This is a genomic window from Micromonospora sp. PTRAS2 (genome assembly GCF_054052245.1).
This window is the reverse complement of sequence record NZ_JBSWBU010000016.1, coordinates 67,165-80,909: the sequence shown is the minus strand read 5'-3', so window position 1 is coordinate 80,909 and position 13,745 is coordinate 67,165. Positions and strand designations below refer to the sequence as shown.

The 13,745-nt window shown below is 72.1% G+C and carries 11 protein-coding genes; 9 read left to right on the top strand and 2 right to left on the bottom strand.

All coding sequences use genetic code 11. The features are described from left to right. Positions 1-5 precede the first annotated feature (5 nt). The 3 genes from ACVMYR_RS29995 to ACVMYR_RS29985 are packed head-to-tail and all read left to right on the top strand — an operon-like array spanning position 6 to position 2,955. Entirely contained in the window at positions 6-887 is an 882-nt protein-coding gene (locus ACVMYR_RS29995) for an ABC transporter permease (protein WP_043963285.1), read from the top strand. After that, positions 884-1,921 carry an ABC transporter ATP-binding protein gene (locus tag ACVMYR_RS29990; protein WP_457123394.1) on the top strand — a complete coding sequence of 346 codons (1,038 nt, stop codon included), beginning with the start codon at positions 884-886 and terminating at the stop codon, positions 1,919-1,921. Before ACVMYR_RS29995 ends, ACVMYR_RS29990 begins: the two co-directional genes overlap by 4 nt. After that, complete coding sequence (locus ACVMYR_RS29985; protein WP_457123393.1) at positions 1,918-2,955, top strand: ABC transporter ATP-binding protein; 1,038 nt, start codon at positions 1,918-1,920, stop codon at positions 2,953-2,955. The genes ACVMYR_RS29990 and ACVMYR_RS29985 overlap by 4 nt, the downstream gene beginning before the upstream one ends. A 52-nt stretch (positions 2,956-3,007) precedes the next feature. Here ACVMYR_RS29985 and ACVMYR_RS29980 read toward each other — a convergent pair whose 3' ends face one another. Further along, complete coding sequence (locus ACVMYR_RS29980) at positions 3,008-4,459, bottom strand: cellulase family glycosylhydrolase (protein ID WP_077937646.1); 1,452 nt, start codon at positions 4,457-4,459, stop codon at positions 3,008-3,010. Between the two features lie 159 nt (positions 4,460-4,618). Beyond that, positions 4,619-5,632, bottom strand: coding sequence for a LacI family DNA-binding transcriptional regulator (locus ACVMYR_RS29975; protein WP_077937647.1), 1,014 nt, complete (start codon positions 5,630-5,632; stop codon positions 4,619-4,621). A gap of 879 nt (positions 5,633-6,511) precedes the next feature. Here ACVMYR_RS29975 and araB point away from each other — a divergent pair. From araB to yjfF, 6 genes are all read left to right on the top strand, one after another. Continuing rightward, positions 6,512-8,209, top strand: coding sequence for a ribulokinase (araB, locus tag ACVMYR_RS29970; RefSeq protein ID WP_457123392.1), 1,698 nt, complete (start codon positions 6,512-6,514; stop codon positions 8,207-8,209). Next, positions 8,206-8,898, top strand: a complete 693-nt coding sequence (locus tag ACVMYR_RS29965; RefSeq protein WP_198956557.1) for an L-ribulose-5-phosphate 4-epimerase — start codon at positions 8,206-8,208, stop codon at positions 8,896-8,898. Before araB ends, ACVMYR_RS29965 begins: the two co-directional genes overlap by 4 nt. A 156-nt stretch (positions 8,899-9,054) precedes the next feature. Then, positions 9,055-10,065, top strand: coding sequence for an ABC transporter substrate-binding protein (locus ACVMYR_RS29960; RefSeq protein ID WP_077937649.1), 1,011 nt, complete (start codon positions 9,055-9,057; stop codon positions 10,063-10,065). Between the two features lie 72 nt (positions 10,066-10,137). Further along, the gene (locus tag ACVMYR_RS29955; RefSeq protein ID WP_457123391.1) at positions 10,138-11,682 is read left to right on the top strand and encodes a sugar ABC transporter ATP-binding protein; all 1,545 of its coding nucleotides are present in this window, start codon (positions 10,138-10,140) and stop codon (positions 11,680-11,682) included. Next, positions 11,679-12,749: an ABC transporter permease gene (locus tag ACVMYR_RS29950; RefSeq protein WP_077937651.1), complete on the top strand. Its 1,071-nt coding sequence runs from the start codon at positions 11,679-11,681 to the stop codon at positions 12,747-12,749. Before ACVMYR_RS29955 ends, ACVMYR_RS29950 begins: the two co-directional genes overlap by 4 nt. Then, on the top strand, positions 12,746-13,738 hold the full coding sequence (yjfF, locus tag ACVMYR_RS29945; protein WP_077937652.1) for a galactofuranose ABC transporter, permease protein YjfF: 993 nt from the start codon (positions 12,746-12,748) through the stop codon (positions 13,736-13,738). The genes ACVMYR_RS29950 and yjfF overlap by 4 nt, the downstream gene beginning before the upstream one ends. Positions 13,739-13,745 lie beyond the last annotated feature (7 nt).

Sequence of the window (13,745 nt, the reverse complement as noted above, 5' to 3'; positions counted from 1 at the left end):
CTGCGGTGAGCGGCGGATCCGACGGCACGCTGCGCCGCACCCTGTCCGCGCTGCGCCACGACCCGCCGGCCGTCGCCGGCACCGTCGTGCTGCTCCTGCTGCTCGTCGTCGGGGTGGCCGGCCGGTGGCTGGCGCCGGCCGGGGTCAACGACGTCGACGTCGATCAGATGCTGCGCCCGCCCAGCCTCGACCACCCGTTCGGCACCGACGAACTGGGCCGCGACGTGCTCAGCCGCGTCCTCGTCGCCGCCCGGGTCTCCCTGGAGGTGGGCCTGGTCAGCGTCGGCATCGCGCTGCTGGTCGGGGTCACCGTCGGCCTGCTCGCCGGCTGGTACCGGGGCTGGGTGGACAACGTCCTCATGCGCGGCATGGACGTGCTGTTCGCGTTCCCGGTGCTGCTGCTGGCCGTCGCGATCGTGGCGGTGCTCGGGCCGGGCCTGGTCACCGCGATGGTCGCGATCGGGGTCGTCTACACGCCGATCTTCGCCCGGGTCACCCGCGCGGGCGTGCTCTCCGTACGCGAGCAGGTCTTCGTGCGCGCGGCCGTGTCCATCGGCGCGTCGGACGCGCGGATCATCCGCCGCCACGTGCTGCCCAACATCGCGGCCCCGCTGATCGTGCAGACGTCCCTGTCGCTGGCGTTCGCCATCCTCTCCGAGGCGGCCCTGTCCTTCCTGGGCCTCGGCGTGCAGCCGCCGGACCCCGCCTGGGGCCGGATGCTCTACGACGGGCGTGGCTTCGTCACCGAGGCGTGGTGGCTCGGCGTCTTCCCCGGCGCCGCGATCTTCCTCACCGTGCTCGCCTTCAACCTCGTCGGCGACGCGCTGCGCGACGTGCTGGATCCGCGTCAGCTCACCGTCAGCGAGGCGAACAGGAGCAGGGCATGAGCAGCACACCACCACCCGCCGCCGGCGCGGCCGGGACGGGCCCCGCCGCGGGCGACGCCGACGCACCGGTGCTGGCCATCGAGGACCTGACCGTGACGATCGGCACCCGCCGTGGCCCGGCCCGCGCCGTCGCCGGCGTCGACTGGTCGGTGCGGGCCGGGCAGACCCTCGCCCTGGTCGGCGAGTCCGGCAGCGGCAAGAGCATGACCGTGCTCGCCGCCACCGGCCTGGCCCCCCGGGCGGCCCGGGTCACCGGACGGGTCCGGCTGCTCGGCGAGGAGCTGACCGCGCTGCCCGAGCCGCGCCGCCGGCAGTTGCGCGGCCGGCACGTCGGCTTCGTCTTCCAGGACCCGATGACCTCGCTCAACCCGGTGCTCACCGTGGGCCGGCAGGTGTCCGAGGCCTGCGAGGAGCACCTGGGCATGACCCGCCGACAGGCCCGGGACCGGGCCGTCGAACTGCTCGACCTGGTCGGCATCCCGTCGCCGGGCCGGCGCGTCGAGGAGTACCCGCACCAGTTCTCCGGCGGGATGCGCCAACGGGTCGTCATCGCGATGGCCCTGGCCTGCGAGCCGGCCCTGCTCATCGCCGACGAGCCGACCACCGCTCTCGACGTCACCACCCAGGCGCAGATCGTCGAGCTGGTCGCCGACCTGCGCCGCCGGCTCGGCACCGCCGTCGTCTGGATCACCCACGACCTCGGCGTGGTCGCCGGGGTCGCCGACACGGTGGCCGTCATGTACGGCGGCCGGATCGTCGAGCGGGGCGACGTCGACGCCGTGTTCGACGCGCCCGCGCACCCGTACACCCGGGCCCTGCTGGCGGCCCGCCCGGACCCGCAGCGCGCAGGCGGCGACCTCCCGGCGATCGCCGGCGCGCCGCCGAGCCCCCTGGACCTGCCGCCCGGCTGCGCGTTCTGGCCCCGCTGCCCGGTGCGCGGCGACACCCGGTGCGAACACGAGCTTCCGCCGCTGGTCCCGGTGGCCCCCGGCCACGAGGTACGCACCTTCTATCCCGGCGGGGAGGACGCATGAGCACCGACACCGCCCCGACCGCACCGACGCCGGACGCCGGGCCGCCGGAGCCCCTCGCCGAGCTCGACGACCTGCGGGTGTGGTTCCCGGCCGGGGGCGGCGCGCAGGTGCGGGCCGTCGACGGAGTGTCGCTGACCGTCCGGCGGGGCGAGACCCTCGGGCTGGTCGGCGAGTCGGGCAGCGGGAAGTCCACCACCGGCCTGGCGCTGCTGCGCCTGGTCGATCCGACCTCCGGCCACGTGCGGGTCGGCGGCCGGGACGTGACCCGATGGTCCCGCCGTCGGCTGCGGGGCCTGCGCCGACGGGTGGCCATGGTGTTCCAGGACCCGCAGGCGTCGCTGGACCCCCGGCGCACGATCGGGGCCAGCGTCGCCGAGCCGCTGGTGGTGCATCGCCTCGTCGACTCCGCCCAGGCCCGTGGCCGCCGGGTCGCCGAGCTGCTGGAGCTGGTCGGCCTGCGCGCCGACCTCGCCGGCCGGCACCCGCACGAGCTCTCCGGCGGGCAACGCCAGCGGGTCGGCATCGCCCGCGCGCTGGCCGGGGAGCCCGACCTGATCGTCCTCGACGAGCCCATCGCCTCGCTCGACCTGAGCGTGCAGGCGCAGATCATGAACCTGCTGCGGGCGCTGCAACGGGACCTCGGGCTGACGTACCTGTTCATCGCGCACGACCTGGCGGCCGTCGAGCACATGAGCGACCGGATCGCCGTGATGTACCTGGGCCGGATCGTGGAGACCGGCACCCCGGCGCAGCTCTACCGGCAGCCGGCGCACCCGTACACCGCCGCGCTGCTGTCGGCCGTCCCGGTGGCCGATCCGAAGGTGGAGCGGCACCGGCGGCGGATCATCCTGCGCGGCGACGTGCCGAGCCCGGTGGACCCGCCCGGCGGCTGCCGGTTCCGGACCCGCTGTCCGCAGGCCCGACCGGACTGCGCCGAGGTCGACCCGGTGCTGGTGGAGGTGGCCGCCGGCCAGCGGGCCGCCTGCCTGTACGCGGGCGAGGCGGTACGCGCCATGCGCGGCGGGCCGGCCTGACCGGCGTCGCCCCGTCCACGATGGACGGGGCGACGCCGGGCGGTGCGAGCGGTCAGCTCGTGGGGAAGTTGTCCGGGGTGCGGATGCGGTTGCGCATGTAGTTGCCCGAGTCGGTCAGCACCGACGTGCCGGTGTACGTGCCGCCGTAGCAGGTGCCGGGGCGGAACGCGGCGCTGCCCTCGTCGGCGTCCGAGAACGTCCAGTTGGCATAGCTGATCTTGAGCCGGTCGAGCAGGTCCATCCAGGTGTTGCTGCTGGCCACGTCCACGGCGCCGCCGCCGGTGTAGGTGACCGTGCCGAACTCGGTGACGAACATGGGGATCCGGGCGGCGGCGCGCTCCAGCTCGGCCCGGTAGTTGTCCTTGTGGGACGCGGCGTAGAAGTGGAACGCGTACATGATGTTGCTGGCGTTCACCGGGTTGTTGATGACCTCGGTGGAGTTGCCGCCCTCGGAGACGCCGAGCGAGGACCAGCCGCGGGTGCCGACGATGACGATCGCGTCCGGGTCGTTGGCGCGGATGATCGGGATGACCTGCTCGGCGTAGTTCTTGATCGTCGACCAGCTCACCCCGTTGGGCTCGTTGGTGACCTCGTAGATCACGTTGTTCTTGTTGGCGTGCCGGGCGGACACGGCGGCGAAGAACGTCTTGGCCCGCTCCAGGTTGAACATCGGGTCGCCCGGCGTCAGGGTGTGGAAGTCGATCAACGCGTACATGCCGCGCTCGGTGGCCTCGTCCACGAGGGTGTTGACCCGGTTGGTGAAGCCGGCCGGGTCGGTCTCGTAGCCGTCCTCCTGCACGTACATGGAGACGCGGAGCAGGTCGGCCAGCCAGTCCTTGGACAGCGCGTCGAGGGACGCGTCGTTGTAGCACTGGGCGAACCACTGCAGGCCGTGGGTGCTCATGCCGCGCAGCTGGATCGGCTTGCCGTACCGGTTGCACAGGTTGACCCCGCACACCCGCAGCTGACCGTTGATGGCCACCGGCGTCGTGCCGGTCGGCGGAGGCGTGGTGGGCGGGGGAGTGGTCGGCGGCGGCGTGGTGGGCGTCGTCGTCGGGGTCGACGTGGTCGGCGTCGTGCCGCCGGTGCACACCGTGCCGTTGAGCGTGAACGACGTCGGCGTCGGGTTGCCGCCGGTGAAGGTGCCGTTGAAGCCGATGCTCGTCGCCGCGCCCGTGGCCAGCGAGCCGTTGTAGCTCAGGCTCTGCGCCGTGACGGCGCTGCCGCTCTGCTGGTACGTCGCCGACCACCCCTGGGTGAGCTTCTGCCCCTGGTCCGGGAAGGTGAAGCCGAGGGTCCAACCGTTGATCGGGTCACCGAGGTTCTTGACGCTGATCGACGCGGTGAACCCCCCGGACCAGCTGTTGGTCGTGTAGGTGACGGCACAACCGGTGGCGGCCATGGCGTTGGTGGCCGGTAGGATCGCCGTCGCACCGAGGGTCAGCGCGCCGACGGCGCCGGCCACGACCAGCTGGCGTCGGGACGGGCGGGGAGCTCTCTTCATCGGCTGTCTCATTCCGTCGGGGGTGGTGGGGTGGCGCGCGGTCGGGGGCCCGGGAGCGCTCCCACGGCAGCTTAGGGGCGTGCGTAACACCTCCGCAACATGTCGATGCGTCGAAGTCTGCCGCGCCGCCCGATGCCGCACCGCGGGCCGGCGGGGCGGTCAGCAGGGCCGGGTGCTGTGCCGTACGACCAGCGGGGTGGCCAGTTCGATGCGGTCACTGGCCAGCTCCTCGCCGTTGACCAGGCTGAGCAGCATGCGGGTGGCCATCGCGGCCATCTCCGTCAGCGGCTGCCGGACGGTGGTCAGCGGCGGCACGGCCCACCGGGCGGCGTCCAGATCGTCGAAACCGACGACGCTCATGTCGTCCGGCACCCGCAGTCCCCGCTCGTAGAGCGCCTCGTAGGCGCCCAGGGCCATCTCGTCGGAGCAGGCGAAGAGCGCCGTCGGCGGCCGGGCCAGGTCGAGCAGGGCGTGCGTCTCCCGATAGCCCGAGGGGGCCAGGAAGTCGCCGGTGCGGACGTGGCCGGTGGGGACCCGCTGGCCAGCGGCGTCCATGGCGGCCCGGTAGCCGTCGACACGGGCGCGGCTGCACGGCACGGTGGGGGGACCGCCGATGACGGCGATGCGGTGGTGGCCGAGGCCGAGCAGATGCTCGGTGGCCGCCCGCCCGCCGGCCCAGTTGGTCGCCCCGACGGAGGGGATGTCCGCGGGGGGCTGCCCGGCCGGATCGATGATCACCGCCGGGATGCCCAGCTCCTCCAGGTGGCCGCGCTGGGCGGGCGAGAGGTCGGAGAGGACGAGCAGCACCCCGTTGCAGCGTCGGGCGGCCAGCTGCTCGGTCCAGCGCCGGTCGGGGCGGGTGCGGTGCCGGCCGTGGACGGCGGATACGACGACGCCGAAGCCGGCCTGGTAGGCCAGCTCCTCCACGCCATCGATGATCTGCATGGCCCACGGGCTGCCCAGGTCCCGCAGCACCAGGTCGATCAGGCCCGCCCGGTTTGCCGGGCGGGCCGTGCCCCGGGCCGTGTACCCCCGTGCGTCGAGCAGTGTCTGCACCCGGTGCCGGGTCGCGGGTGCGACGTCCGGCCGGCCGTTGAGGACCTTCGAGACGGTGGGGATGGACACCCCGGCCGCCTGTGCGATCTCCGCCAGCGTCGCCCGCTGTTGTTCCATGGCATCTCCCTCGTTCCCGGCCCGCCGCAGCATATCCCGAAACTTTCGACGCTTGGGGGCGGGGCGGGCGAAAACCGGGGTCGACCTCGACGCATCGACAGGTGACGCTTGACGCGTCATCGCGCGGGCGCTTAGTCTGCTCGCGTCCGAAACAAGCTCGAAACTTTCGGGCGCGTCCCTGCCTCCGCGTCCGCTGTCGGCCGGGTCGGCGCCGCCGGACGGGGCGGCGTCGACCCGGTTGCCCGACACGGGGCGCCGAGCCGGGATCGCGGGCCGGGGGTGCGGTTTCGGCGGGGCCGCAGGCCCGGGTGGTGCCGTCGCGCTCCGTGACGAAGGGGAGCTGACCCATCGGGCCGATCGTTCTTACTCCGCGTCGCCCTCCTTCGGGGTCCGCTTCGGCCCTGTCGCGCGCTTTGCTCTGCACCCACGGGCGCAGCATCCCGGTGGAGCTGCGGATACGTGGCATCGCCGGGACTCGCGAAGGTTCGTGTGCGGCAGCGGAGCGTGAGCGTTGCGTCCGTGGGTGCAGAGCAAAGCGGGTGAGCGGGACGGTGCGCCGGGGGGTCGGGAAGAATCACTCCCCGTCACGGCCGGGCGGCGGGCGGGCGCGCCGGCCGCGGCCGGCGCGCGGCGGCGGCGCGCGCCCTGCGTCACGCGGCCGAAGCGCCCGCCTCCTTGTGAACGCACACATCCCCGATCCGGGGCCGTCTCCGTCGTGGGTCGCGCCCCGTGACCGGATCGTTGCCGACGTCGTCATCTGGAGAGATTCCAGGCAGCGGGCCGTGTCGGGGACCGGACTGAAAGATCTTGGCGGGAAGCATCTTGACGCCACTACATGTGAGCGCTAACACTGTTGCCAGCAAGTGAGCGGAGGATGTCATGAGCGTTTCGGCAGGGCCGGGCGACCGGTACGTTGTCGGCGTCGACTACGGCACGTTGTCGGGTCGAGCGCTGGTGGTACGGGTCGGTGACGGTGCCGAACTGGGCACGGCGGTGCACGAGTACCGACACGCCGTGATGGACACGGTACTCGCCGTCGACGGCCAGGCGCTACCCGCCGACTGGGCCCTGCAGGACCCGGACGACTACCGCGAGGTGCTGCGGCAGGCGGTGCCGGCGGCCCTGGCCGCCAGCGGCGTCGACCCGCAGCAGGTCGTCGGCATCGGCATCGACTTCACCGCCTGCACCGTGCTGCCCACCCTCGCCGACGGCACCCCCCTGTGCGAACTGCCCGACCTGCGTACCCGGCCGCACGCCTGGGTGAAGCTGTGGAAGCACCACGCGGCCCAGCCCCAGGCGGACCGGATCAACGAGCTGGCCCACGCCCGCAACGAGCCGTGGATCGGCCGCTACGGCGGCAAGATCTCCGCCGAGTGGCAGTACGCCAAGGGCCTGCAGCTGCTGGAGGAGGACCCGGAGGTCTACGACCGGGCCGAGCGGTGGATCGAGGCCGCCGACTGGATCGTCTGGCAGCTCTGCGGCGTCGAGACCCGTAACGTGTGCACCGCCGGCTACAAGGGCATCCGCCAGGACGGGCGGTACCCGTCGCGGGAGTACCTGGCCGCGCTTAACCCGGGCTTCGCTGACTTCGTCGCCAAGATCGACGGACCGCTCGCGCCGCTGGGCGCCCGGGCCGGCGGGCTGACCGCCGAGGCCGCAGCCTGGACCGGCCTGCCGGAGGGGATCGCGGTGGCGGTCGGCAACGTCGACGCCCACGTCACCTCCGCCGCCGCCCAGGCCCTCGAGCCGGGCCGGCTGGTCGCCATCATGGGCACCTCCACCTGCCACGTCGTCAACGGCACCGAGCTGGCCGAGGTGGCCGGCATGTGCGGCGTCGTGGACGGCGGGATCAGCTCCGGGCACTGGGGCTACGAGGCGGGCCAGAGCGGCGTCGGCGACATCTTCGGCTGGTACGTCCAGCACGCCGCCCCCGCCGGCTACGCCTCGCACGAGGCCCTCACGGCCGCGGCCGCCGCCCAGCCGGTCGGCGCGCACGGCCTGGTGGCGCTTGACTGGTGGAACGGCAACCGCTCCCTGCTGGTCAACCACGACCTCAGCGGGGTGATCGTCGGGCTGACCCTGGCCACCCGGCCGCCGGACGTCTACCGCGCGCTGCTGGAGTCCACCGCGTTCGGCACCCGCATGATCATCGAGGCGTTCGCCGACGCCGGGGTGCCGGTCGACGAGATCATCGTCGCGGGCGGGCTGACCAACAACGCGCTGCTCATGCAGATCTACGCCGACGTCACGCAGCGCCCGCTGGGCATCATCGGCTCGACGCAGGGCCCGGCGCTCGGCTCGGCGATCCACGCGGCGGTCGCCGCGGGCGCGTACCCCGACGTGCCGGCCGCCTCGGCGGTGATGGGCCGGGTCGACCGCGACGTCTACCGGCCCGACCTGCAGCGGGCGCTCGCCTACGACGCGCTCTACGCGGAGTACCGGCGCCTGCACGACCACTTCGGCCGGGGCGGCGACGACGTCCTGCTGCGGCTGCGCACCATCCGCAACGCCGCCCGCCGGGCGGCCGACCACTCCCCGGCCGGCGAGGCCGCAGTCCCCCTGGAGGTGTTGGCATGAGCCCCGACCTGGGCGCCGAGGTGACGCGCCTGCGTGAGCAGGTCGCGACCCTGCACGGCGAGCTGGTCCGCTACAACCTGGTGGCCTGGACGGCCGGCAACGTCTCCGCCCGGGTGCCGGGCGCGGACCTGATGGTCATCAAGCCCAGCGGCGTCTCCTACGACGACCTGCGACCCGACAACATGATCGTCTGCGACCTCGACGGGGCCGTCGTGGAGGGCGACCTGTCGCCGTCGAGCGACACCGCCGCGCACGCCTACGTCTACCGGGCGATGCCGGAGGTCGGGGGAGTGGTGCACACGCACAGCTCCTACGCCACCGCCTGGGCGGCCTGCGGCGAGTCGATCCCGTGCCACCTCACCGCCCAGGCCGACGAGTTCGGCGGCGAGATCCCGGTCGGCCCGTTCGCGCTCATCGGCGGCGACGACATCGGCAAGGGCATCGTGGCCACCCTGTCCGGGCACCGCTCGCCGGCGGTGCTCATGCGCAACCACGGCGTCTTCACCATCGGCAAGGACGCCCGCGCGGCGGTCAAGGCGGCGGTGATGTGCGAGGACGTCGCCCGCACCGCCCACCTGGCCCGCACGCTCGGCCGGCCGGTGCCGATGGCCCGCGAGGACATCGACTCCCTCTACGACCGCTACCAGAACGTCTACGGGCAGCCCGGGGTCCCGTCCGCGACCCCCTGACCGCCGCCCGCCCCGTCCCGGCCGGTCCGCACCCCGAGACCCGGCCCGTTCCACCGCACCTCACCACAGCACCACCGGTTGGCCGTGCCGTCCCGGCACGCCGAGGCGGCCCCGGCCCATGTAGGTACCCCACCCACCCCCGCAAGGAGTCATCACATGCGCAAGACCGGCACGACCATCACCCGCCGTGGGTTCGGCGCGATCCTGGCCGCCGGCCTGATGGCCACCAGCCTGGCCGCGTGCGGCAACAGCGACACCGGCTCGGAGGCCGGCGACAGCAAGGGCGACGGCCAGATCGTCCTCGGCTTCTCGCAGGTCGGCGCGGAGAGCGGCTGGCGGACGGCGAACACCAACTCCATCAAGGAGTCCGCCGAGAAGGCCGGGATCAAGCTGCAGTTCGACGACGCGCAGCAGAAGCAGGAGAACCAGATCAAGGCGATCCGCAACTTCATCCAGCAGAAGGTCGACGTGATCGCCTTCTCGCCGGTGGTGGAGTCGGGCTGGGACACCGTGCTCAAGGAGGCCAAGGACGCCAAGATCCCGGTCATCCTGACCGACCGCGCCGTCGACTCGGCCGACAAGAGCCTCTACAAGACCTTCATCGGCTCGGACTTCGTCAAGGAGGGCCGGCTCGCCGGCGAGTGGCTGGTCGAGCAGAAGAAGGCGGCCACCGGCCCGGTGAACATCGTCGAGCTGCAGGGCACCACCGGTTCGGCGCCGGCCAACGACCGCAAGAAGGGCTTCGCGGAGGCGATCGCCGCCAACCCCAACCTGAAGGTCGTCGCGTCGCAGAGCGGTGACTTCACCCGGGCCGGCGGCAAGCAGGTCATGGAGCAGTTCCTCAAGGCCAACCCGAAGATCGACGTGCTGTTCGCCCACAACGACGACATGGGCCTCGGCGCGCTGGAGGCGATCACCGCGGCCGGCAAGGTGCCGGGCAAGGACATCACCATCATCACCATCGACGCGGTCAAGGACGGCATGCAGGCCCTGGCCGACGGCAAGTTCAACTTCATCGCCGAGTGCAGCCCGCTGCTCGGCGACCAGCTGATGGACCTGGTCAAGAAGGTCAAGGCCGGCGAGGAGGTCCCGGCCCGGGTCGAGACCCAGGAGACCACCTTCACCCAGGAGCAGGCCAAGGCCGCTCTGCCGACCCGGAAGTACTGACCGGAGGGGGCCGCCGCGCCACGCGCGGCGGCCCCGCCGCTCGCTTCCGCGACACACGAAAGGCCTGGTCAGATGTCGCAGAGGCATCCGGTCCTGACGATGACCGCGATCAGCAAGATCTTCCCGGGAGTACGCGCCCTCAACGGTGTCGACTTCCGCCTCTTCCCCGGTGAGGTCCATGCCCTGATGGGCGAGAACGGCGCCGGCAAGTCCACCCTCATCAAGGTGCTGACGGGTGTCTACAGCACGGACGCCGGCACGATCACCCTCGACGGTCAGCAGGTCTCCTTCGCCGGGCCGATGCAGGCCACCGCGGCCGGGGTGAGCACCGTCTACCAGGAGGTCAACCTCCTGCCGAACCTGTCGGTGGCGGAGAACATCTTCATCGGCCGCGAGCCGCGCCGGCTCGGGTCCGTCAACTGGCGCGAGATGCGCCGTCGGGCCAAGGAGCTGCTGGCCCGCATCGACCTGCACATCGACGTCACCGAGCTGCTCGGCAGCTACTCCCTCGCGGTCCAGCAGATGGTGGCCATCGCCCGCGCCGTCGACGTGAACGCCCGAGTGCTGATCCTCGACGAGCCCACCTCCAGCCTCGATGCCGACGAGGTGGCCCAGCTGATGCGGATCATGCGCCAGCTGCGCGACGACGGCATCGCGATCGTCTTCGTCACCCACTTCCTCGACCAGGTGTACGGCATCGCCGACCGGATCACTGTGCTGCGCAACGGCCGCCTCGTCGGCGAGTACCCGACGGCCGAGCTGCCGCAGATCGCCCTCGTGGAGAAGATGATCGGCCATGAGCTCGACGCGCTGGAGCGCCTCGACTCCGAGACCGACCGGGACCGCGCGGCGATCGCCGCGGGGGAGCCCTTCGTGGCGGCGGACGGGCTGGGCCGCACCGGCTCGGTCGCGCCGTTCAGCCTCACCATCCACGCCGGCGAGGTCGTCGGGCTGGCCGGACTGCTCGGGTCGGGGCGTACCGAGGTCGCCCGCCTGTTCTTCGGCGCGGACCGCGCCGACCAGGGCCGGCTCGCGGTCGACGGCGCGCCCGCCACGATCCGCAACCCGGTGGCCGCGATCGACCGGGGCGTCGCCTTCTGCTCCGAGAACCGCCGCACCGAGGGCCTGGTGGGCGAGCTGTCGGTGCGGGAGAACATCATCCTGGCCATGCAGGCCGCCCGCGGCTGGCTGCGGCCCGTGCCCCGGCGCAAGCAGGACGAGCTGGTCGAGCGCTACATCAAGGCGCTGAGCATCCGCCCGGCCAACCCCGACATGCCGGTGCGCAACCTCTCCGGCGGCAACCAGCAGAAGGTGCTGCTCGCCCGGTGGCTGATCACCGAGCCGCGGCTGCTGATCCTGGACGAGCCGACCCGGGGCATCGACATCGGCGCGAAGACCGAGATCCAGCGCCTCGTGGCGCAGCTCTCCGACGGCGGAATGGCGGTGTTGTTCATCTCCGCCGAGCTGGAGGAGGTGCTGCGGCTCAGCCACAAGGTCGTCGTGATGCGCGACCGGCGGCTGGTCGCCCAGCTCGACAACGACGACACCCTCGACGCCGACCGCGTGATGCGGGCCATCGCCAGCGGCGCGGAGCAGGAAGGGCTGGAGAAGGTATGAGCACTGCGCGTACCCGCCTCGCGGGCGTCACCGGCCACCGGCTGTTCTGGCCCCTGGTCGTGCTGGTGGTGCTGCTGGCGGCGAACACCGTCTACCGGCCGAGCTTCCTGTCGGTCGAGCTGAAGAACGGCCACCTCTACGGCAGCCTCATCGACATCCTCCGGCTCAGCGCCCCGCTCATCCTGGTCGCGCTGGGCATGTCCCTGGTGATCGCCACCGGCGGCATCGACCTGTCCGTGGGCTCCGTGGCCGCCGTGTGCGGCGCGATAGCCTGCCTCTACATCAGCGAGCAGCCCGACCAGAACAGCCTCGGCGGGGTGCTCACCGCGGTGGCGATCGCGTTCGGCATCGCCCTGCTGCTCGGCGCGTGGAACGGGATTCTGGTCGCCGGGATAGGCATCCAACCGATCATCGCCACGCTGATCCTGATGGTCGCCGGCCGGGGCTTGGCCCAGTTGGTCACCTCCGGGCAGATCATCACGATCAACAGTGAGCCGTACAAGACGATCGGGGTCGGGCACCTGCTCACGCTGCCGTTCGCGATCATCATCGCCCTCGCGGTGACCCTGGTCGTGGCGCTGCTGACCCGCCGCACCGCCCTCGGCATGATCATCGAGGCGGTCGGCGGCAACGCCGAGGCCAGCCGGCTGGCGGGCGTGCGCTCGCGGCGGATCACCTTCCTGGTGTACGTGGTGAGCGCCGCCTGCGCCGCCGTCGCCGGGTTCATGATGACGGCGAACGTCTCCAGCGCTGACGGCAACGCCGTCGGCCTCTGGGTCGAACTCGACGCGATCCTCGCCGTGGTCATCGGCGGCACGTCGCTGGTCGGTGGCCGGTTCTACCTCAGCGGCACCATCGTCGGCGCGCTGATCATCCAGACCCTGACCACCTCGGTGTACGCCATGAACATCGACCCGCAGACGGCCCTGCTGTTCAAGGCGGTCGTGGTGATCGCGGTCTGCCTCATCCAGGCGCCGGCGTTCCGCGCCCGGTTCCGGCGCCGGCAGGCACCGGGGGTGCCCCCGGCGGCGCCCGTCGAGAAGCAGAAGGAGCAGGTTCCGGCATGACCACGACCCCCCTGGCCGCGCGAGGCCCACGGGCCTGGTGGCGGGTGCCGCAGCGGCAGGTGCCGGTGCTGGCCACCCTGGCCCTGCTGCTGGTGATGTACGGCATCGGCGTCTCGCAGTACCGCGCCTTCTCCAACATCCAGGTCGTCTTCAACATCTTCATCGACAACGGCTTCCTGCTCGTCGTCGCGGTCGGCATGACCTTCGTCATCCTGACCGGCGGCATCGACCTGTCGGTCGGCTCGGTGGTGGCGATGACCGCGATGGTGTCGGCGTCGCTGCTCGGCGACGGCGTGCACCCCGCGCTGGTGCTCCTGATCGCGCTGCTCATCGGCCCCACCCTCGGGTTCGCGATGGGCTGCGTCATCCACTTCTTCGACATCCAGCCGTTCATCGTCACCCTCGCCGGCATGTTCTTCGCCCGGGGCATGTGCACCTGGATCAGCTCGACGTCCATCCCGATCACCGACGGGTTCTGGACCTCGGCGGCGCAGGAGCGCATCCGCATCGGCGAGAACTTCGTGACCGTGAGCGTCCTGGTCGCCCTCGCCGTGGTGGCGGTCGCGGCGTACACGCTGGCGTACACCCGGCTGGGCCGCAACGTGTACGCCATCGGCGGCAACCAGCAGTCGGCGCTGCTCATGGGCCTGCCCGTGGGGCGTACGAAGATCGCCGTCTACACGATCAGCGGGCTCTGCTCGGCCATCGGCGGCATCCTGCTGTCGTTCTACACGCTGTCCGGCGCCCCGCTGATCGCCGTCGGCATGGAGCTGGACACGATCGCCGCCGTCGTCATCGGCGGGACCCTGCTCACGGGCGGCTCCGGCTACGTGTTCGGCACCCTGCTGGGCGTCCTCGTGCTGGGGGTGATCCAGACGCTGATCACCTTCGACGGCAGCCTCAGCTCCTGGTGGACCAAGATCGTGATCGGTGGCCTGCTGTTCGCGTTCATCCTCCTCCAGCGCCTCGTCGGCATCCGCAAGAAGTGACCACCCC